Consider the following 20,067-nt stretch of genomic DNA (forward strand, 5'->3'; position numbering starts at 1 on the left):
CCGCGTCCTCGATGCCGATGTCGCTGCGGGCCGCGGGAGCATAGCCAGTCGCGCTCATGCGCCACTCCCCTCGAGCCCCGTTCCGTGTCCCGCCCCGAGCCCGGCGGCGATGACCTCCGCGTCGTGCCGGATGAGGTCCAGGTAGGTGGGCCCCTCTCCCCCGGGTGCGGACAGGGAGTCGACGTAGAGGGTGCCGCCGAACTCCGCACCGGTGGCCTCCACCACGCGCTGCATGCCCCGGTCGGAGACCGTGGACTCGCAGAACACCGTGGGCACGTCCTCGGCCTCCACGTATTCGATGACGTCGCGGATCTGCTGCGGCGTGGCCTCGTTCTCCGCATTCACGGCCCAGAGGAACTCCTCTTCCAGACCCGCGTCCCGCGCGAGGTAGCTGAAGGCGCCCTCGCAGGTGACGAGCGTCCGCGTGCCTGCCGGCAGACCGTCGAGCGCCTCCGTGAGGGAGTCGTGGACGCTCTGGAGCTCCTCCTTGTAGGCGGTGGCGTTCTGCTCGAACTCCGCACGGGATCCCGGCACCAGCTCCGAGAACGCGTCCACCAGGTTGTCCGCGTAGTCCTGGACCACGAGGGGGCTCATCCATGCGTGCGGATTGGGGCGGCCCGCGTAGGCGTCCTCCGCGATGTCGATGGGCTCGATGCCCTCGGAGGCGACCGCGCGCGGGACGTCCAGCTCGGCGACGAACTGCTCGAACCAGGCCTCCAGGCCCAGTCCGTTGTCGATGAGGAGGTCCGCATCCGCGGCCGTGCGCAGATCACCGGGTGTGGGTTCGTAGCCGTGGATCTCCGCTCCGGGCTTGGTGAGCGAGGCTACCTCGACCTCATCCCCGGCGATGTTCTGCGCGATGTCCGCAAGCACCGTGAAGGTGGTGAGCGCGAGCGGCTTCGCGTCCGCCTCCTGGCGGTCTGCGGCTCCCGCCCCGGCACAGCCCGCGAGCAGGAGGCCTGTGAGAGCTCCGGCGACTGCGTGGAGGTACCGGCGCGGCCAAGTGCTGATGTCCATTGATCCGTTCATGCCCTGGACGGTAATTCAGATGTTTGGCAACAACAACATTAGAGTTGCGCAAGCGATTACATGACGGAAGAAGGGCGCAGCCGAGGCCGACGCACACACACGCGAACGGCGCACCCAGCAGTGCTGGGTGCGCCGTCTGCAGTCAGGCCGACGGGCGAGGAGCGCCGGGAACGGCTCCTCGCCGCCAGTCGCGGCCGTGCCCACCGGGCCGGACGCCCGGGGACACGCTCACTTGGAGTGGTAGTTGGGAGCCTCGACCGTCATCTGGATGTCGTGCGGGTGGCTCTCCTTGAGCCCGGCCGTCGTGAGGCGGACGAAGCGGCCGCGCTCCTTGAGCTCCGGGATGGTCCGCGCGCCCACGTAGAACATGGTCTGGCGCAGACCGCCGGTGAGCTGGTTGGCGACCTGCCGCAGCGGACCGCGGTAGGCCACGCGACCCTCGATGCCCTCGGGGATGAGGTCGGTGTCCGTCGCGACATCGGCCTGGAAGTAGCGGTCCTTGGAGTAGGACTTGCCCTTGCGCGGTGCCATCGCACCCAGGGAGCCCATGCCGCGATAGGCCTTGTACTGCTTCCCGTTGACGAGGATGAGATCGCCCGGGCTCTCCGCGGTGCCGGCGAAGAGGGAGCCCAGCATCACGGAGTCCGCGCCCGCCACGAGCGCCTTGCCGATGTCGCCGGAGTACTGGAGGCCGCCGTCGCCGATCACCGGCACACCGGCCTTCCGCGCAGCCTGCGCGGCGAGGTGGATCGCGGTGACCTGGGGGACACCTACACCGGCCACCACGCGGGTGGTGCAGATGGAGCCCGGGCCCACTCCCACCTTGATGGCGTCCGCGCCCGCGTCGATGAGCGCCTGCGCACCCTCCGTCGTGGCGACGTTGCCGCCTATCACCTGCACGTCACGGAACGCCGGGTCCTGCTTGAGACCGCGGATCATGTCCGTCACACCCCGGGCGTGGCCGTTGGCGGTGTCGACGACGAGCACGTCCACACCGGCCTCGGCGAGCAGCCCCGCACGCTCCTGGGCATCGCCGTAGAAGCCCACTGCCGCACCGACGAGGAGGCGCCCCTGGCCGTCCTTGGACGCCAGCGGGTACTCCTCCTTCTTCACGAAGTCCTTGACCGTGATGAGGCCGCGCAGCACGTTGTGCTCGTCCACGAGGGGGAGCTTCTCGATCTTGTGCTCGGCGAGGATCCGGTACGCCTCCTCGCGGCTCACCCCCACCGGCGCGGTGTGCAGCGGCGCGGTCGTCATGTGCTCGCCCACCGTGGCGGTGGAGAAGACGTCGTTGGGGATGAAGCGCAGATCGCGGTTGGTGATGATGCCCACGAGGACGCCGCTCTCGTCCACGACGGGCAGACCGGAGATGCGGTACTGGCCGCAGATCTCGTCGAGCTCCGCGATGGTCCGGTCCGGCGTGATGGTCACCGGGTTGTCGATCATGCCAGACTCGGAGCGCTTGACGTAGTCGACCTCCTCCGCCTGATCCTCCTTGGAGAGGTTGCGGTGGACGATGCCCATGCCGCCGATCCGCGCCATCGCGATCGCCATCCGCGATTCGGTGACGGTGTCCATCGCGGCGGAGACCAGCGGGATGCTGATGTCCAGCTCACGGGTGAGCTTCGTGGCGGTCGATGCCTCCGAGGGGATGACGTCCGTCTCTCCCGGAAGCAGCAGGATGTCGTCGTAGGTGAGGCCCGTGAGACCGAAGGGGTCCCCCTGTGCTGCCGCCGCGTTGCCCGTGTGCTCTGCCGCCATTTCTCCCTCTCGCGCAGTGTCCCGCCGGGGCAGGCGTCGCGCCTCCCGGCCTGACCGCAATCGTACTCTGCACACGGGCCCGCGCGGCAGGCCGCTGCGGCATGAGAGCCCTCACTCTGCGGAGGGTGCGCATGCACCGGAACACAGCACGCGAATCGGCGACATGCCCCGCGCCGAGGCCCGTGCCGTCATGGCGCACCTCCGGCGCTTGCCCCCGCGCACCGAGTGGGGCACTGAGACGATCACCTGCCCCTTCGGGTCAAAGCGCAGGAACGGCGACCCCCTGCTGCAGAGATCCGATGCCCGCACCAGCGTTCCGGCGAGGAACAAGCGCTGCCGCCCAGATCCGGTTGAGGAGTGCGGATGGCATCGCCCCCTCCCCGCATCCGCCGAGCGGCGCACCGCCTCGGCTATGCGGAGTCTCATGCGCACGAGTCCACAGCCCGCGTGTTTGCAGCACCAAACTTTTTTTATTGTCACTCCGTTGTAACGAAGTTACACGGGATGGTAGAACTAGATATCGCGCTTCGATCACCCGATGAACACAAAATGTGGGGGCGCAGGACTGATGTCGAGGATGAGGAGACCGAACATGCCCGCACTGGACGACCGCAGACAGACCGCCCCGCCAGTCCGGAGAATCGCCGCCGCCGACTCCCCCGGCCTGGTGTACTTCTCCAGCGCCTCCGGGAACACGAAACGCTTCGTGGAGAAGCTGGGGCTCCGGGCCGCGCGCATCCCCCTGCGACCTCGCCGGGAGGGGATGATCCGCGTCGCGGCCCCGTACGTGCTCGTCGTCCCGACCTACGGCGGAGGTGAGCGCGGCGGGGCCGTCCCCCGACAGGTGATCGCGTTCCTCAACGACCCTGCCAACCGCGCTCAGCTGCGCGGTGTGATCACCGCGGGAAACACCAACTTCGGTGAGCACTACTGCCTCGCAGGCCCGGTCATCTCCGCGAAGTGCGGGGTGCCGGAGCTCTACCGGTTCGAGCTGCTGGGCACCCCGACGGACGTGGAGCGCGTGCGCGAGGGCCTCCCCGGGTTCTGGGAGCGGGAGCGCGTCCGCCGCCGGCCCACGGGGGCCTGACCCTCACCGCTCGTCGGAGCAGCACGGCAACCTGAGACACCTACGGAAGAGGAGCCATGACGACCACAGGAACCCCCGCACACCGCACAGACACTGCAACGGAGGCATCGATCACTCCGCCCGGGTATCGGCACGATCCCACAGCCCCGCTGAGACCGATCAATTGGAACCGGGTGCCGGACGAGAAGGACCTGGAAGTCTGGAACCGGCTCACCGCCAACTTCTGGCTTCCGGAGAAGGTGCCGCTGTCGAACGACCTGCAGGCCTGGCGGGGGCTGGCACCCGAGGAGCGCACGCTGACCATGCGCGTATTCACGGGACTCACGATGCTCGACACCCTCCAGGCGACCGTCGGAGAGATCTGCCAGATCCAGGACGCACGCACCGAGCACGAGGAGGCCGTCTACACCAACATCGCCTTCATGCAATCGGTGCACGCGCGCTCCTACTCCAGCGTGTTCTCCACTCTCACCAGCACCCCGGAGATCGATGACGCATACAGATGGGCAGTGGGCAACGGCCTGCTCCAGCAGAGGTGCAAAGCCGTGCTGAAGCACTACTACGGCGCTGATCCGCTCAAGCGGAAGGTCTCCTCCACACTGCTGTCGTCTCTCCTGCTCTATGCAGGGTTCTACCTGCCGCTGCACTTCTCCGTCCACGCGACCCTCACCAACACGGCGGACATGATCCGCCTCATCCTCCACGACAAGGCCGTGCACGGCTACTACTCGGGCTACAAGTACCAGAGAGGACTCGAGGAACACCCGCGCGACAAGCAGGAGGAGATGAGGGAGTTCACCTACTCCCTCATCGAAGACCTCTACCGTCTGGAGCTCGAGTACTCCGGGGAGCTCTACGAGCCCCTGGGCCTCATGGACGATGTCGCCGCGTTTGTCCGCTACAACGCGAACAAGGCCCTCATGAACCTCGGCTGCCCTGCGCGCTTCACCCCGGAGGAGACAGAGGTGAGTCCGAAGATCCTCGCCGCGCTGTCCCCGGGAGCGGACGAGAATCACGACTTCTTCTCCGGGTCAGGTTCCTCGTACGTCATCGGCAAGGCCGTGGACACCAGTGACGAGGACTGGGCATTCTGAGCGCCCAGACGTTCTCGTGCACCCGGACCCTCATGCACCCGGACCGGCTCGCTGTGCGACCGGTGCCCTCCTCGCCTTCCGGACGAACGGCCGCTGGTCTCCCGCATCTCGGTCATACGCTTTCCGTGCCACTGAGGAATCTCTGAGACCCCTCACCTAGTCTCTGGAGCATGAGTGAACGCGACGGCACCACCGAGAGCACTCCCGCGCACACGGAGTCCGGACCGCCTTCCGCCCGCACGCTGCGGGTCTCCTCCGGCAGCGGCCAGGTCCGGCTCTCCTCGCCGTCCGGCTCACCCGCAGGTTCGCCGACCGCCGCGACCCACACGTCCGCAGCACAGGCAGACGCCGCTCATGCACAGGAGTCCTCAGTGCCCACATCACCCGTGCCCGCTCCGCACACGCCCTCGCAGCACACCGCTGCACAGGCGGCACTCTCCCGCAGACGGCGCCGGCACGAAGCCCCTCCCGCGGAGCCTGCCCCCGAGGACTTCACCGCGGCCCCGGCGATGATCGGGGAGCGGGTGCGCCTCGAACAGCTCAGCCCGGATCACGCGGCCGACCTCGCAGAGGCCGCCGGTGAGCTCGGCGACGTCTGGGTCACCACGGTCCCCGCTCCGGAGGAGGTGCCCGCGGAGATCGCACGGCGCCTCGAGCTGCAGCACGAAGGGTCGATGGCGCCCTTCGCCGTCGTAGACACGGCGACCGGCCGCGCGGTGGGCATGACGACGTTCATGCACATCGACGCGGAGAACCGGCGGGTGGAGATCGGCTCCACGTGGATCGCCCCCGGCGCGCAGGGCGGGAGCATCAACCCGGAGATGAAGCTCATGCTGCTCACGCGTGCGTTCGAGGAACTGAGGTGCATCGCCGTCGAGTTCCGGACGCACTTCCACAACCACCGCTCACGCCGCGCCATCGAGAAGCTGGGCGCCAAGCTGGACGGGGTCCTCCGCAGCCACCAGATGCACCGCGGGGTCCTCCGCGACACCGCCGTCTACTCGATCATCGCCGCGGAATGGCCCACCGTCCGGTTCGGGCTGGAGCATCGGCTCAGTCTGGAGCAGGGGCTCAGCCGCGAGAGCTGATCGCGGCAGGCCGCACGTCTGCGCTGGTCTCACACGTCAGTGCCGACCCGCACGTCTGCACCGATCCGGGCCAACCGCCTCGGGCGCGGACCGGCCTGGTCACACCTGCCCCGGTCCGCCCGCCGGCTCAGACTCACACGTCCGCGTAGTACTGCGCGGCGGTGAAGACGCTGTCCGCGTACTCCTGTGAGGCGTTGTAGGCGAAGACGGCGGCCATCCAATCGTCGTCCTGCGTGAGGTCGCGGTCTCCGCTGCACAGATAGCGGGCGGTGCTGAAGGCGGCGTCGTCGATGGAGTGCGGGTCTGCGAAACCGGTGCCGCGGGCGTCGACCTTGTAGCGCTCCCAGGTCTGCGGGATGAACTGCAGCGGCCCCACCGCCCGGTCGTACTCCGCATCCCCGTCGAGTGCGCCGCCGTCCGTGTCCGGGATGCGCGCAGTCGCCCCCTCGCCGTCCAGGGGGACGCCGATGATCTTGGGCCGTGCGATGCCGTCGGCGTCCACGGCCGCCTCTCCCAGGGTCCCGTGGTGGCTCTCCACCCAGCCGATCCCCGCGATCGTGTTCCACCCGATCCCGCAGGTGGGGTACGCGGACTTGGCCCACTCAGCCGCTCCCGCGTAGGCGGCGAGGGCCCGTGCGCCGATTCCGGTGCGCGTGCTCATCTCCTGCGCCCACTCGGCGGAGACCGCGAACTCCGCGGCCGGTGATCCCGGGGTGTGCGGTTCGCCTGCGATCGCCCGGGCCGCCTGCCCCTCGCCGCCCACAGAGGCGTCCTCGCCCGAGGTGCCGTCATCCGCCGTGGCACCGTCCACCACCGGGACCGCGGGCAGGGCGGGCGCACCCTCCGCGGGACCGTAGTCCGCCCCGGCGGGGCCAGGCTGCTTCTCGAGAGGCGCCGGACCGGGTGCGGACAGGAGGGCACTCAGTGCCCACACCGCCGCCGCCAGGGCGAGCACGATGACGACTGCCACCGTCGTGATGAGCGCAGTCAGTCCCCGTCGCATCCGTCTCCTCTGGTCCGCTGCCGCATGGCGGCCGTCTCACGCCGAGCGCCGTATGCGGTCCGTCTTCTGACGTCGACCGTCGACACCGGCACTCAAGAATATCGACCCCGGTGGAGTGCCCGCTGAATGCCGCTGTGAACCGGCTCAGAGCGCCGGCTCACAGAGCCGACCCGGAGTAGCAGGCTAGAGCAGCACGGTCGCGGCGATGCGGCGCAGTGCCCTCAACCGTTCCTGCGCGCGAAGGCGAGCGCGAACTCCTTCTGGCTGTCGGCCAACGCCTCCCGTTCGAAGGCGTTCTTCCAGGTGCGGAACAGCCGCTTCTGCTGGGCGATGACGGCGCGGTCGGAGGCCATCGTGTCGCGCAGGTAGCCGAGTGCGCGCTCCTCCGTCTCCGCGTCCTCGACGAGCGCATTGAGGAACCCGCACCGGTCCATGTCGTCCGCGCTGAAGCGATTGCCGGTGAGGATGAGTTCGCTCGCCTTGGTCCAGCCCATCACCCGGTGCAGGTTCACGGCATCGAGCACGGAGGGGATGCCGATGCGCACCTCGGGCATCGAGTACCACGAGCTCCGCCCGCCCACTCGGAAGTCCGCCGCCGCGGCGATCTCCAGTGCACCGCCTACGCAGTAGCCCGTGAGTGCGACCGCGACCGGCGCCTCGCAGTCCTTCACGGCCTCGCACACCCTGCCCAGCTGGGCGATGGTCGCCGCGGCGCGCACCGCGCTCGAATGCTCGAACTGTGCGGTGTCCATCCCGGCGGAGAACCCGCCGCCGGCCGAGGTGAGGAGCACTCCCCTCACGGATTCCTCGGCCGAGGCCGCTTCGAAGGCCGTGACGAGCTCCTCGAGCATGGCGGCCGTGAGGGCGTTGGCCTTGGAGGCGTTGTCGATGGTGAGGGTGACGATGCCGTCTGCGTGTGTCTGAGTGATCATGTGCTGAGTCTGCCGCACCTGGCCCCGCCCATTCGACGGAATCTCACTGCCGGAGGCTGCCAGGTCCTCGGCGGCCGCTGCCTGCCGGCCGCTGGCTGCCGGCCGCTGGCTGCTGGCTGCTGGCTACTGGCTACTGGCTACTGGCGCACCGTGCTCAGCCCGCTCCCGCAGGTGCTCCAGCAGCGACTGTCCGCTATTCCATCGGCGGCCGCAGGCCGAGCCCGCTCTCGAACATCCGCTCCTCGCCGCTGAGCGGATCCCGGAACTCGAGGCGGCTGGCCAGCAGCTGCAGCGGCGAGGAGAAGTCATAGGGGTCCGGCTCCAGATCCACGGGATAGACGGGATCGCCCACCAGCGGCATCCCCCACGCATTCATGTGGACCCGCAGCTGATGCGTCCTGCCCGTGTGCGGGTGGAGTTCGAACTCCCCCACGCGGCCGCGCGCCGGTCTCCCGCTCCCGGCCGCTGCGGGGCCGCCGGCCGCCTGCTCCCCACTCCCGGTGGCCGCCGCAGTGCCCCCAGCAACCGCCGCCGCTGTACCGCCGGCCGCGGCGCCACCGCGCTCAGCAACCGCTGCCGCAGTGCCTCCGAGCCCCTCCGCCGGAGCTGACTCCCACACCCGCAGCAGCCGTGCCTCTGTGCGCGCATTGGGCGCGCCCGGCACCTCCACCACCTGCCGGCCACCGTTCGGCTTGTGCAGCCGGGAGACGCGGCAGGCGGCCCAGCCCGCAGACACCTCGGCGACGGGCTGCACCGGGCCGGCGCTGTCCAGGGCGGGGCCCGCCGCTCCTGTCACGGCCGGGCTTCCCGCGGCCCGCCTTGCAAGCGGACCACCGGCAATCTGCTCGCGTGCAGCGGCCTCGGGCCCGGCATACCCAGCACCGCTCGGCCCGTCCAGCCACGCCAGCGCACGGTAGGTCTTGCGGATCCGGCGCTCCTGGAAGAGGCGCTGGTAGGCCCCACGGGTCTCCGGCCGGCGGGAGAGAACGAGCAATCCGGCGGTGACGCGGTCGAGGCGGTGGATGGCGACGAGATCCGGCTCGCCACGCTCCACCCGCAGGCGCGTGACGGCGCACTCACGCACGAACCTGCCGTTAGGGGTGCTGGCGAGGAAATGGGGCTTGTCGATCACCAGCAGCTCCGCGTCCTCGTGCACCACGGAGATCTCCACGGGTACGCGCTCCTCCGGTGGGAACTCGCGGTGGAAGAAGTAGATGCCGCCGGGTATGAGGAGGCTGGTCAGCGTGACGCGGCGGCCCGTCTCGTCGCTGAGCTCACCACGGGTGGTCAGGGCCTCGAGCTCCGCGTCCGAGGCCTCGGGGAAGTCCGCGCGCAGCCATTCCCCCACTGTCGCCGGAGGGGTCTCAGACGCCCGTGGATGGGTCCGGCGGCCGCCGGGAGCCCGGAGCCGCTGGGCGGTGATCCCGTCGCGCGGGGGCAGAGGCGAGCGCATGGCTGCTGACAGTAGCAGGTGCGCGGCGCCGGGGCGGGCACAGTGCGCGGGCGCGGCGCAGGAGTGCGGGGCGGCGGCGCGGCTATGACACCCGGTTCTCGTCCCAGACGCCCGCCTCGCTTCGGAGAAAAGCGGGTGTCCAGGACGCAAAGCGGGTGTCATGTGCGGCGGGACAGCCTCGCGGCCAGCGGGCGGAGGGCCACCACGAAGACGAGCACCACCAGCGCGCCCAGACACAGTCCGGTGGCGACGTCGTGGACGTAGTGGACCCCGCCGCCCACGCGTGAGGCGGCCGTGAGAAGCGCCAGCGGCACGGTCAGCCAGGTCAGCCGCGGCACGATGAGCAGGCAGGCGACGGCGAAGGACGCCGCGATCACGGAATGGTTGGACGGCCACGACCAGCTGCCGGGTTCCGGACAGGCGAGAGCGGCGTCCAGCACCACCTCCCGGCATGGGCGCTCCTCCCGCACCAGCGACTTCACCAGGTCATTGAGCAGATAGGCGACGATGGTCCCCGCCCCCGCAGCGGCCAGGATCCAGAACCGCTGCCGGTTGCGCAGCCAGGTCACGATCACCAGCACGCCGGTGACTCCCACCAGAAGCAGGAGGAGAGGATCGGCGAGCGGCGCGAGCACCCGCCCCGTCGCGCTGCCCGCAACGGCGCGGACCGCCGGCTCGTGCGCAGGGTACGAGAGGACCGCGGCCAGACCGCAGACCGCCGCCGAGGCCAGCACGGCCACCAGCACTCCTCGCGGTATCACAGGCGGCCGGTCGCGGAGACGAGGTGTCCGCGGTGGTGCAGCGTGCGGAGAGGTGTCGCTCGACGCGCCGGTGTGCGGAGCGCCGCTGCCCGGCGTGCTGTCGTACGGAGAACTCATGGCACGCGACCGTACGGGTTCTCCGGCCTCGACCCAAGTCAGCACAGCAGCGAAGACACCCGGTTCTCGTCCCGGACGCCCCTGATTCTCCGAAGAGAAGCGGGCGTCCGGGACGAGAACCGGGTGTCATGCGCGGGGGCTGCTGCGATCAGTGCGCGGCGGGAGCCTCCAGCTCACGCACCGGCTCCTCGACCGTGACCCGGAGCTCGCCGTCCGGCGCGGCCACCGTCACCCGTGCACCGGCGGTGAGCGCCGAGCTGAGGACGAGATCCGCGATCCTGTCGTCGAGCTCGTGCTGCAGGACGCGGCGCAGGGGCCGTGCTCCGTACTCCGGCTCGAAGCCGCGGTCCGCGAACCAGTCGAGCGCGTCCTCGGCCACCTCCAGCTCGAAGCCCTGCGCACGCAGCCGGCGTTCGGTGTCCCCGAGCTGCAGCTGCACGATCCTGCGCAGCTGCGCGCGGTCGAGCTTGCCGAACAGGACGATGTCGTCGATCCGGTTGAGGAACTCCGGCCGCATCGTCTCCCGCAGCCGGGACATCACCCGGCTGCGCACCCCCGCGTCCACCGCGTTCGCCGCGTGTCCGTCTGCGCCGCCGGCAGGCGCGGACTGCGACTCCGCGGAGAAGCCGATCGTGCCGATGGAGCTGGTGAGGAACTCCGCGCCGATGTTGGACGTCATGATGACCACCGTGTTCCGGAAGTCCACGGTGCGGCCCTGCCCGTCCGTGAGCCGGCCGTCGTCCAGCACCTGCAGGAGCAGGTTGAACACGTCCGGGTGCGCCTTCTCGATCTCGTCGAGGAGGATCACCGAGTACGGGCGGCGGCGCACCCGCTCCGTGAGCTGACCGGCCTCGTCGAAGCCCACGTAACCGGGAGGGGCGCCCACCAGCCGGCTGGCGGTGTGCCGCTCACCGAACTCGCTCATGTCGAAGCGGATCATGGCCTTCTCGTCGCCGAACAGCGAGGCGGCGAGCGCACGGGCCAGCTCCGTCTTCCCCACGCCCGTGGGGCCGAGGAAGAGGAACGAGCCCACCGGCCTGCTCTCGTCGCTCATGCCCGCGCGGCTGCGCCGGACGGCGCGCGCCACCGCGGAGACCGCATCGGACTGGCCGATCACCTGCTCGTGGAGCTCGTCCTCGAGGCGCGCCAGCCGGTCCCGCTCGCCCTCCGTGAGCCGGGCGACGGGGATGCCGGTGGAGCGGGCGACGATCTCCGCGATCTGGTGCTCGTCCACGATCTGGTTCGCCTCGCCCGCAGCGGCGGCTTCGGACACGCCCGAGGCCGTGCTCCCCTGCGTGGCGACGCCCTCCGGGGCGCCCGAGGCCGCGGGGACGTCCTGGGCAGCCGTATCCCGCTGCGCAGCCGCATCCCGCTGCGCGGTGCTCCCCTCGGCCGCGGCGATCCGCCGGTCCACCTCCTCGATCTCGTCACGGAGGCGGGCGGCCTCCTCGAAGCTCTCGGCCGCCACGGCCGCGGACTTCGCGGCGTCCAGCTGTGCGCGCTTCTCGCGCAGCTCCAGCAGCTCGCGACTGGGCCCACGGCGCAGGCTCATCCGTGCACCTGCCTGGTCGAGCAGGTCGATGGCCTTGTCCGGCAGGAACCGGTCCGTGATGTAGCGGGAGGACATCTCCACGGCCGCACGCACGGCCTCGTCCGTGAAGCGCACGCCGTGGTGCTCCTCGTAGCGGTCCTTCACTCCGGCGAGGATGCGGACGGCGTCCTCCTGCGAGGGCTCGTCCACCGTCACCTGCTGGAAGCGGCGGGCGAGGGCCTGGTCCTTCTCCACCCGGCGGAACTCGCTGAGGGTGGTGGCGCCCACCAGGTGCAGGTCGCCGCGGGCCAGCCGCGGCTTGAGGATGTTGCCGGCGTCCATGCCCTCCCCGCTGCCGCCGGCGCCCAGCACCGTGTGCAGCTCGTCGATGAAGGCGATGACCTCGCCCTCACTGGCCGCGATCTCCTCGATCGCCTTCGTGAGACGCTCCTCGAAGTCCCCGCGGTAGCGGGTGCCGGCGAGCATGGCCGGGAGGTCGAGGGAGATGACGCGCTTGCCGAGCAGCTGCGCGGGCACCTCGTCCGCGACGATCGCCTGCGCGAGCCCCTCCACCACCGCGGTCTTGCCCACACCGGCCTCGCCGATCAGCACCGGGTTGTTCTTGGTGCGGCGCGCGAGGATCTCGACGGTCTGCTCGATCTCCTGCGCGCGGCCGATGACCGGATCGAGCCTCCCCTCGCGTGCCAGCGCGGTGAGGTCGAGACCGTACTGGTCCAGCACGGGCGTCTCCGAGGCACCGGGCGCGCCCTCTGCGGATCCCGCCGCCGAGGCGCCGCCCGCCGTGCCGCCGGCGGGAGCGGAGGCCTGCCGCGCCGCCTGCTCCGCGGCGGCCTGGTGCAGGGTCTGCGGGGTGACGCCCGCCTGGGCGAACAGCTGTCCTGCGGACAGATCCTGGTTGAGCACCAGCGCGAAGAACACGTGCTCGGGCTCGATGTAGGTGGAGCCGAAGCTGCGCGCCACCTGGTAGGCGTCGAGCAGAGCGCGCTGCGTGGCCGCCGTGAGGGAGACCTGTGCCGCGGCCTGGTCCTCGGAGCTCTCCGCGGCGCCCTCGGCGGGCTCCGGCATGCGGGACTCCGCCGCCTGTGCGATCGCCTGCGGGTCTGCGCCGGTCGCAGCGACGTGCCGGCCGATCTGGTCGTGGTCCATCATCACCCGGACCAGGTGGAGCACATCGAGTTCTGCGTGGCCGTGCTCTGCCGCGAATCTGCCGGCGACCTCGAGCAGCGCATGCGTGCGCCGGGTGAGGAGGCGCGTGATGTCGATGGGACGGCGCGCCTGTCCCTGGCTCTGCATGAGCCGGGCCAGGAAGCTCTCGAACGAGTCGCCGCCCGCACCGGACGGACCGAAGAAGGTGGGCAATTCAGCCTCCCATTGAGTTGAGCGTATGTCACTCAAGTCAACACTCGGGAGCGCTGGATATTCCCGCCCGTCCGCAGATCCGTCGTTCCTGCCCGAGGCCGCCGTTCAGCACCGCTCCGGCGCTCAGCCGCCGCTCCCCCGCGGGAGCCGCGGCCGCGCGCCCGGCGGCTCAGGAGTCCAGCCGCCACGCCTCGACGGGAGCCACGGCCTCACCGTCTTCGTTGTAGGTGTAGAAGCCCGCGCCGTCCGCCCTGCCGGCGCGCCCCTGCTTGATGCCGCGCTCCTCGAGCAGATCCGCGAACTTCTGCAGGGTGGCGTCCTGCGGATTGTTCCGGATGATGTTCACCGCCACGTTGAAGCCCACCGTGTCGTAGATCTCGAAGGGGCCGTTGGGGGCGCCGGTGGCGACCTTCCAGGTCTTGTCGATGTCCTCGGGGCTCGCGACTCCGCCCGCGTACAGGTAGGCGCCGGCGTTGAGCAGCGGGATGAGGAGGCTGTTGAGCACGTAGCCCGGCGTCTCCTTCCGGATGGCGATGGGCTCGAGCGCGATCTCCGCGGCGAACTCCAGCACGGTGTCGAAGACCGCGTCGTCCGTCTGCTCCGTCCGCATCACCTCTCCGGTGTTGTGCAGCCAGACCATGTTGGCGAAATGGAGGGCGAGGAACTTGGCGGGGCGACCCGTCGAATCCGCGAAGTCGCTGGGGCGCAGCGAGGAGGAGTTCGTGGCGAAGATCGTCCGCTCCGGGGCCGCTTCGCCGATCTGCGACCAGACCTTCTTCTTCAGTTCGAGGTTTTCCGGGACGGCCTCGATGACGAGGTCCGCGTCCGCGACGGCCTCGGCGATGTCAGTGGTGGTGCGGATGGAGGCGATGGCCTCGTCGAAGCGCTTCTCGTCGAAGTCCGGCAGGTCGCGGCGGTAGAAGCCGCGCATCCACTCCCAGCGGTCCGGGAGCTTGGCGAGGAGTTCGTCCGAGATGTCGTAGCCCGTGACCTTCTTGCCGTTGTAGGCCGCCTGCATGATGATCTGGGAACCCAGGACCCCAGTGCCGAATACGGTGACGTTCGCGATGTCCGTCATGTGCGCTCCTCCGTGCTTCCGGCCGAATCAGCCTGTCCGCGGGAGTGCGGGCAGCGCCTCGGTCACCTGGCACAACGCACGGAGACCCCGCAGGATTTCCTGATGTGAGACACGGATCAGCCTTCCAGGAACAGCCCACGGTTCCGGCGGGTCAGTGCGAACGCGGCTGGTCCGCACCGGCGAGCAGATCCCAACCGAGTCGCTGTGCGGCCCGTCTGTCGAAGGTCACCACTCGCTCCACTCCGAACAGCTCCATCGAGCTGGCGATAAGAGCATCTCCGAAGTCGGCTCCCTGCTCCGCGAGGACGAGGGCACGCATCGCACCCTCACCATTGTCGAATTCCAGGGACTCCGTTTCCAGGAGGCGACGCATGATTCCCAGCCCTTCCTGCGGTGACAGCCCGAACGAACGCCGGAGCACCCAATACGTCTCCACGAGCGTGATCTGCGTGACGAATCCGGGAGCCTCACGAGAGAAGGACAGCAGCACTTCCGCCGCGACAGGCGACTGCGCCGCATCGTCCTGCAGAAGAGCCCGGAGAAGCACGTTGGTGTCCACTCCCGTCAACGGACGGCCGAGCGCGCTCACTCCCTCTCCCGCTGCTCCATGCCCTGCACACCACTGGCAGCCCAGCCGTCGGCAATCGCTTCATTCATCTCCTCGATCGTCATCGTCGGGCGATCCGGGTCGTGCAGGATACCGATGAGGTCCCGGACGCTCCCCGTCCGGGGAAACAGCCGATAGAGCCCTTCTCCCGCTCGGATGAACGCCACTTTCGAACCCGTGGTGAGATTGAGCTCGTCCCTGAGCTCCTTCGGCAGAGTGATCTGGCCCTTGCTGGTCACCGTCGCCTCAGACATCGGATCTCCTTTCAGAAGACACTCATATCTTACGATCGGCCTGCAGGTAAGGCAATGATGCGTGGAGCCGACGAATGCCGGCGAGGGCCGGCGAACCAGCATCATTCACCATCCGCCAGCAGCTCGCCAGGGTTCGCATGACCGAGAGTGCACGCTCAGCCGGCTCACCAGCTCAGCCTTCCAGGAACAGGCTCCGCAGGCGGGTGAGCTCGTCCTCGCTCAGACCCAGCCCCTCCCGCACATAGCCCTCGATGCCGCCGAACCGGGCGTCGGCCTCGGCGAGCGCCGTCACGAGGTACTCCTCCCGGACCCCCAGCACCGGCCGCAGCATCTCCGGACTGCCACCGGCCTCCGCGAACTGGTCGAAGACCGGCTGCAGCGCGGGCAGGAGGTCCGTGTTGGTGCGCAGGTAGTCGGCCATCACCGCATCAGGCTCCACTCCCAGCGTGAGCAGCAGCGAGGCCGCCGCCCATCCGGTGCGGTCCTTGCCCGTGGTGCAGTGCACGAGCGAGGCGGATCCGTCCGCCGCCAGCAGGCCGCGGAAATACCCGCTGTAGGCCTCGAGCGCGCTGGGCAGGGAGACGATGTCCCGGTACGCCTGCGCGAGGTGCTCGACCGCGCGCCCGCCGCCCAGGAACTCCTCCGCCTTCACCGCGTCCTCGAAGAACGTCGCCATCTGCGCGGGCGCGGTCTGCTGGGAGTCCCGCAGGACGTCGAGGGCGACTCGGTGTGCGCCTGCGGGCAGCCGGTCCGGCCTCTGCTCGCACTCCGGCGCCGTCCGCAGATCGAACACCGTGCGGATGCCCAGGCCCTGCAGCACGTCCAGACCATCCGCATCCACGCGGCTGAGATCCACGGACCGGTAGAGGATCCCTGCACGCACGCGCCTGCCGTCCGTGGTGCGGTGCCCGCCCAGATCGCGGAGGTTGGGCAGCGTGGGGATCACCGGCACTGCGGCGGAGGTGCCCGAGGCCCCAGCGGTGCCAACCGCGTCCGCTCCGGAAGCATCCCGGGCCCCAGCGGCCTCCCAGTCCTGCGTGCTCGTCGCGGCATCGTCTGCAGCCATGCTCACTGTCCTTCCCGCTGGTGGAGGATGCGCCCGGCGCCCACCACGAGTTCACGCGCAGGGCCCCGGACCAGCAGGTCCATGGGGTTCTCCGCGTCCGCCAGCACCACGTCGCCGCGGCCGCCCACCACCAGGTCGTGGTCGTCCCGGCCCACCGCCCACGCGCCGTCGCTGCTGGCCAGACGCACCACCTGGGTGAGGTCCTCGTCCCGCACCCAGCCCCCGGCACGGGAGAACTGCCAGGCGATGCCCATGATGTCACCGGTGCCGTAGGGGCTCCACAGATCGCGGATGCCGTCGGTGCCCAGCCCCAGGCGCACGCCCGCCTTCTCGAGCTCCCGCATGGGGAGCTGCTGTGCGCCCATGCGCGGCGGGGCGACCGTCGTCATCGACATGCCCAGTTCGCCCATGCGCGAGAGGAGTTCGCCTCGGCGGCCGGCGTCCACCTGTGCCACCGCGAAGCCGTGGGCGATGTTCACCTTCCCCTGGAGCCCGAACCGCTCCACCCGCTCGCAGACGAGCTCGATCTGGAAGACGCCCAGCTCAGCCGGATCGTGGAGGTGGATGTCCACGCCCGCCTCAGCCTCCCTCGCGATCTCCATGATGCCGTCGATCTGGCCCACGGGATCCCTGTCGATGGTGGCCGGGTCGAGGCCGCCGATGCTCTCCGCGCCGGCCTGCAGCGCGTCCTTCAGCAGGGACATCACACCCGGCCTGCGCAGCACGCCGTCCTGCGGGAAGGCCACGATCTGCAGCTCGAGCGCACCGGCATACTCCGCGGCCGCCTGCCGCACGGCCTCGATGCCGCGCAGGCCGAGCCCGAGGTCCACGTCCACGTGGCTCCGGATCGCCGTGGTCCCCTGCGCCACCATGCGCTCCAGCACGGTGCGGGTGATGCCCACACTGGGGATGCCCAGACCGTCGCGCTCCGCCCGTTCGTGCCGGATGCGGCCGTCCGTGCCCGGTTCGCCGCCGTAGGACTGCCACGGCAGCCCCCACCAGGACTTGTCCACGTGGGCGTGGGCGTTCACGAGGCCGGGGATCGCGAGGAGGCCGCGTCCGTCGATCTCCGGGACGGCCTCGGCGGAGGCGGGCACAGGGCCGGCGGGAGTGAGCGAGGCGATCCTGCCGTCCTCGATGAGGATGTCCTGGGCCGCGCCGCCCCAGGGACGGACGTTGCGGAGCAGGAGGCTGCCGCTCTGTGCAGAGCCGGAGGCGGCGGAGAAGCCGGCAGCGTGCGATGGGGTCTCAGCAGAACTCATACCTGCATCGTCGCACAGCTCACACTGCACGGCTCACACTGCACGCGCGGCCGCCGCATCGCCGCCCACCTGCGCGAAAGCTCAAAGCGCACACGCACCTGCACAGCGCTGACGAGCTTCCGCGCCGGCCGTTCAGCCGGATGCACGAAGGCTCGGGCTCGCCGTGCACGTGCACAGCAGGCCCGAGCCTTCGTGAACACCAGCGCCTCTCAGCGTCTGGGACACCAGCGCTTCGCAGCGCGAAGGGAGGGAGAGGAGATCAGTCCTCGTCCTCCTCGTCCTTCTTCTCCACGACCAGCGTCTCCGTGGTGAGCACGAGAGCCGCGATCGAGGCCGCGTTGCGCAGAGCGGAGCGGGTGACCTTGACCGGGTCGATGACGCCGGCGCCGATCAGGTCGCCGTACTCGCCGGTCGCGGCGTTGAAGCCCTGGCCGGGCTCCAGCTCTGCGACCTTGGAGACGACGACGTAGCCGTCCTCACCGGCGTTCTCCGCGATCCAGCGCAGCGGCTGGGCCACGCTGCGGCGGACGATGTTCACGCCCGTCGCCGCATCGCCGGTGAGCTCGAGGTCGTTGCCCTCGAGGACCTGGGCGGCGTGGATGAGCGCGGAACCGCCGCCCACCACGATGCCCTCCTCGATGGCCGCACGGGTCGCGGACACGGCGTCCTCGACACGGTGCTTGCGCTCCTTGAGCTCCACCTCGGTCGCGGCGCCCACCTTGATGACGGCCACGCCGCCGGCGAGCTTCGCGAGGCGCTCCTGGAGCTTCTCGCGGTCCCAGTCGGAGTCCGTGTTCTCCACCTCGGCGCGGATCTGCGCCACGCGGGCGGAGACCGCGGCCTCGTCGCCGGCACCGTCGACCACCGTGGTGGCGTCCTTGGTGACCGTGACGGTGCGCGCGGAGCCCAGCTGCTCGAGCGTGACCTGGTCGAGCTTCATGCCCATGTCCGGGGTCACGACCTCGCCGCCGGTGAGCGTCGCCAGGTCCTGCAGGATCGCCTTGCGGCGGTCGCCGAACCCGGGAGCCTTGACGGCCGCGACGTTGAGGATGCCGCGGATCTTGTTGACCACGAGCGTGGAGAGCGCCTCACCCTCGATGTCCTCGGCGACGATGAACAGCGGCTTGCCGGCCTGCTGCACCTTCTCCAGCACCGGGAGCAGATCCTGGATGTTGGAGATCTTGCCCTGGTTGATGAGGATGTACGGGTTCTCCAGGACGGCCTCCTGGCGATCCTGGTCCGTCACGAAGTAGGGCGACAGGAAGCCCTTGTCGAACTGCATGCCCTCGGTGAACTCGAGCTCCACCGAGGAGGCCTGCGACTCGTCGATCGTGATGACGCCGTCCTTGCCCACCTTCTCGAAGGCCTCGGCGATGAGCTCGCCGATCTCCTGCGACTGTGCGGACAGGGCTGCGACGAACGCGATCTCCTTGGAGCCGTCCACCTCGCGGGCGATCTCACGGAGCCGGCCCTCGACGGCGTCGACGGCCTTCTCGATGCCGGCCTTGAGCTGACCGGGAGCGGCGCCCGCGGCCACGTTGCGCAGACCCTCCTGGACCAGCGCCTGGGCCAGGACCGTGGCGGTGGTGGTGCCGTCGCCGGCCACGTCGTTGGTCTTGGTGGCGACTTCCTTGGCCAGCTGCGCGCCGAGGTTCTCGTACGGGTCGTTCAGCTCCACCTCACGGGCGATGGTCACGCCGTCGTTCGTGATGGTGGGTGCGCCCCATGCCTTGTCGAGGACGACGTTGCGGCCGCGGGGCCCCAGGGTCACCTTGACGGTGTCCGCGAGGACGTTGACGCCGCGCTCGAGGGCCTTGCGCGCCTCATCGTCGAACTGCAGGGTCTTTGCCATTCTTCACTTCCCCTTCGTATGCGTTGGTCCTGCGACGGTGCCGCGCCGCTCATGGGCGGGGCGGTGCGTCAGCGAGGAAGTGGTCAGGAGATGACTGCGAGGACGTCGCGCGCGGAGAGCACGAGGAACTCCTCGCCGCCGTACTTGAGCTCGGTGCCGCCGTACTTGGAGTAGACGACCTTGTCGCCCTCCTTGACGTCCAGCGGGATGCGAGAGCCGTTGTCAGCGACGCGGCCGGGGCCCACTGCCACGACCTCACCCTCCTGCGGCTTCTCCTTGGCGGTGTCGGGGATGACCAGGCCCGAGGCCGTGGTCTGCTCTGCCTCGACCTGGCGGATGACGATGCGATCCTCGAGCGGCTTGATGGAGACCGACATGTGCGGACACTCTCCTTATGACGAAGGTTTGTCTTGTCGTCGTGCGACAGTGAGCCTCAGGTCGCGGTGGTCCGCGATGCGCTGCCCGTCGTCGCGGGTGCCAGGCAGCAGGCCGGTGTCGCACAGTTAGCACTCACATGGTGCGTGTGCCAACTCGACTCTAGTGACGGCCTGGCACTCGCGCAACTCGAGTGCCAATCCTTCGCCCCGGTTCCGGGAACTCCCAGGAAACGCGGAGAGCCCCGCGCGCCGCGGGCCCGCCCCACCCCCCACCCGCGCGGCGGGCACCCCCCCACACAGGGGCGCCCCCCCCGCGCCCGGCACCAGCCGCCGCG

The 20,067-nt window shown here is 69.9% G+C and carries 17 protein-coding genes; 3 read left to right on the forward strand and 14 right to left on the reverse strand.

The window, feature by feature from the left end:
- Positions 1-54: 54 nt before the first annotated feature.
- Positions 55-1,017, reverse strand: a complete 963-nt coding sequence (locus Q0A33_RS07130) for a metal ABC transporter substrate-binding protein (protein WP_291794747.1) — start codon at positions 1,015-1,017, stop codon at positions 55-57.
- A 240-nt stretch (positions 1,018-1,257) separates the two neighbouring features.
- The gene (guaB, locus tag Q0A33_RS07135) at positions 1,258-2,790 is read right to left on the reverse strand and encodes an IMP dehydrogenase (RefSeq protein ID WP_291794748.1); all 1,533 of its coding nucleotides are present in this window, start codon (positions 2,788-2,790) and stop codon (positions 1,258-1,260) included.
- 592 nt (positions 2,791-3,382) lie between these two features.
- Here guaB and nrdI point away from each other — a divergent pair.
- The 3 genes from nrdI (at position 3,383) to Q0A33_RS16565 (ending at position 6,059) form a co-directional block, all read left to right on the forward strand.
- Positions 3,383-3,877: a class Ib ribonucleoside-diphosphate reductase assembly flavoprotein NrdI gene (nrdI, locus tag Q0A33_RS07140; RefSeq protein ID WP_291794749.1), complete on the forward strand. Its 495-nt coding sequence runs from the start codon at positions 3,383-3,385 to the stop codon at positions 3,875-3,877.
- A gap of 56 nt (positions 3,878-3,933) precedes the next feature.
- A complete protein-coding gene (gene nrdF / locus Q0A33_RS07145) occupies positions 3,934-4,971 on the forward strand; it encodes a class 1b ribonucleoside-diphosphate reductase subunit beta (protein ID WP_291794750.1) in 1,038 nt (345 codons plus the stop codon).
- 170 nt (positions 4,972-5,141) lie between these two features.
- Positions 5,142-6,059: a GNAT family protein gene (locus Q0A33_RS16565; protein ID WP_363316543.1), complete on the forward strand. Its 918-nt coding sequence runs from the start codon at positions 5,142-5,144 to the stop codon at positions 6,057-6,059.
- A 133-nt stretch (positions 6,060-6,192) separates the two neighbouring features.
- On the opposite strand, the gene Q0A33_RS07155 is transcribed toward Q0A33_RS16565, so the two are convergent.
- From Q0A33_RS07155 to groES, 12 genes are all read right to left on the reverse strand, one after another.
- Positions 6,193-7,062 (reverse strand): lytic murein transglycosylase, encoded by an 870-nt coding sequence (locus Q0A33_RS07155; RefSeq protein ID WP_291794751.1) that lies wholly within the window; start codon positions 7,060-7,062, stop codon positions 6,193-6,195.
- Between the two features lie 221 nt (positions 7,063-7,283).
- On the reverse strand, positions 7,284-7,994 hold the full coding sequence (locus Q0A33_RS07160; protein ID WP_291794752.1) for an enoyl-CoA hydratase/isomerase family protein: 711 nt from the start codon (positions 7,992-7,994) through the stop codon (positions 7,284-7,286).
- 193 nt (positions 7,995-8,187) lie between these two features.
- Entirely contained in the window at positions 8,188-9,447 is a 1,260-nt protein-coding gene (locus Q0A33_RS07165; RefSeq protein ID WP_291794753.1) for a pseudouridine synthase, read from the reverse strand.
- 158 nt (positions 9,448-9,605) lie between these two features.
- Positions 9,606-10,187, reverse strand: coding sequence for a phosphatase PAP2 family protein (locus Q0A33_RS07170; RefSeq protein ID WP_291794754.1), 582 nt, complete (start codon positions 10,185-10,187; stop codon positions 9,606-9,608).
- Positions 10,188-10,473: 286 nt separating this feature from the next.
- Complete coding sequence (locus Q0A33_RS07175; protein WP_291794755.1) at positions 10,474-13,236, reverse strand: ATP-dependent Clp protease ATP-binding subunit; 2,763 nt, start codon at positions 13,234-13,236, stop codon at positions 10,474-10,476.
- 169 nt (positions 13,237-13,405) lie between these two features.
- Positions 13,406-14,314, reverse strand: coding sequence for a 3-hydroxyacyl-CoA dehydrogenase (locus Q0A33_RS07180; RefSeq protein ID WP_291794756.1), 909 nt, complete (start codon positions 14,312-14,314; stop codon positions 13,406-13,408).
- Between the two features lie 151 nt (positions 14,315-14,465).
- The gene (locus Q0A33_RS07185; RefSeq protein WP_291794757.1) at positions 14,466-14,903 is read right to left on the reverse strand and encodes a type II toxin-antitoxin system VapC family toxin; all 438 of its coding nucleotides are present in this window, start codon (positions 14,901-14,903) and stop codon (positions 14,466-14,468) included.
- Positions 14,900-15,175 (reverse strand): AbrB/MazE/SpoVT family DNA-binding domain-containing protein, encoded by a 276-nt coding sequence (locus Q0A33_RS07190; protein WP_291794758.1) that lies wholly within the window; start codon positions 15,173-15,175, stop codon positions 14,900-14,902. Before Q0A33_RS07190 ends, Q0A33_RS07185 begins: the two co-directional genes overlap by 4 nt.
- 172 nt (positions 15,176-15,347) lie before the next feature.
- Entirely contained in the window at positions 15,348-16,241 is an 894-nt protein-coding gene (locus Q0A33_RS07195) for a tyrosine-protein phosphatase (RefSeq protein ID WP_291794759.1), read from the reverse strand.
- A 2-nt stretch (positions 16,242-16,243) separates the two neighbouring features.
- Positions 16,244-17,503 carry an amidohydrolase family protein gene (locus Q0A33_RS07200; protein WP_291794760.1) on the reverse strand — a complete coding sequence of 420 codons (1,260 nt, stop codon included), beginning with the start codon at positions 17,501-17,503 and terminating at the stop codon, positions 16,244-16,246.
- Positions 17,504-17,762: 259 nt separating this feature from the next.
- Positions 17,763-19,355 (reverse strand): chaperonin GroEL, encoded by a 1,593-nt coding sequence (gene groL, locus Q0A33_RS07205; protein WP_291794761.1) that lies wholly within the window; start codon positions 19,353-19,355, stop codon positions 17,763-17,765.
- Between the two features lie 83 nt (positions 19,356-19,438).
- Positions 19,439-19,732: a co-chaperone GroES gene (groES, locus tag Q0A33_RS07210; protein ID WP_029088098.1), complete on the reverse strand. Its 294-nt coding sequence runs from the start codon at positions 19,730-19,732 to the stop codon at positions 19,439-19,441.
- Positions 19,733-20,067 lie beyond the last annotated feature (335 nt).

The organism is Brevibacterium sp. (assembly GCF_022712115.1).
Lineage (GTDB): Bacteria > Actinomycetota > Actinomycetes > Actinomycetales > Brevibacteriaceae > Brevibacterium > Brevibacterium salitolerans.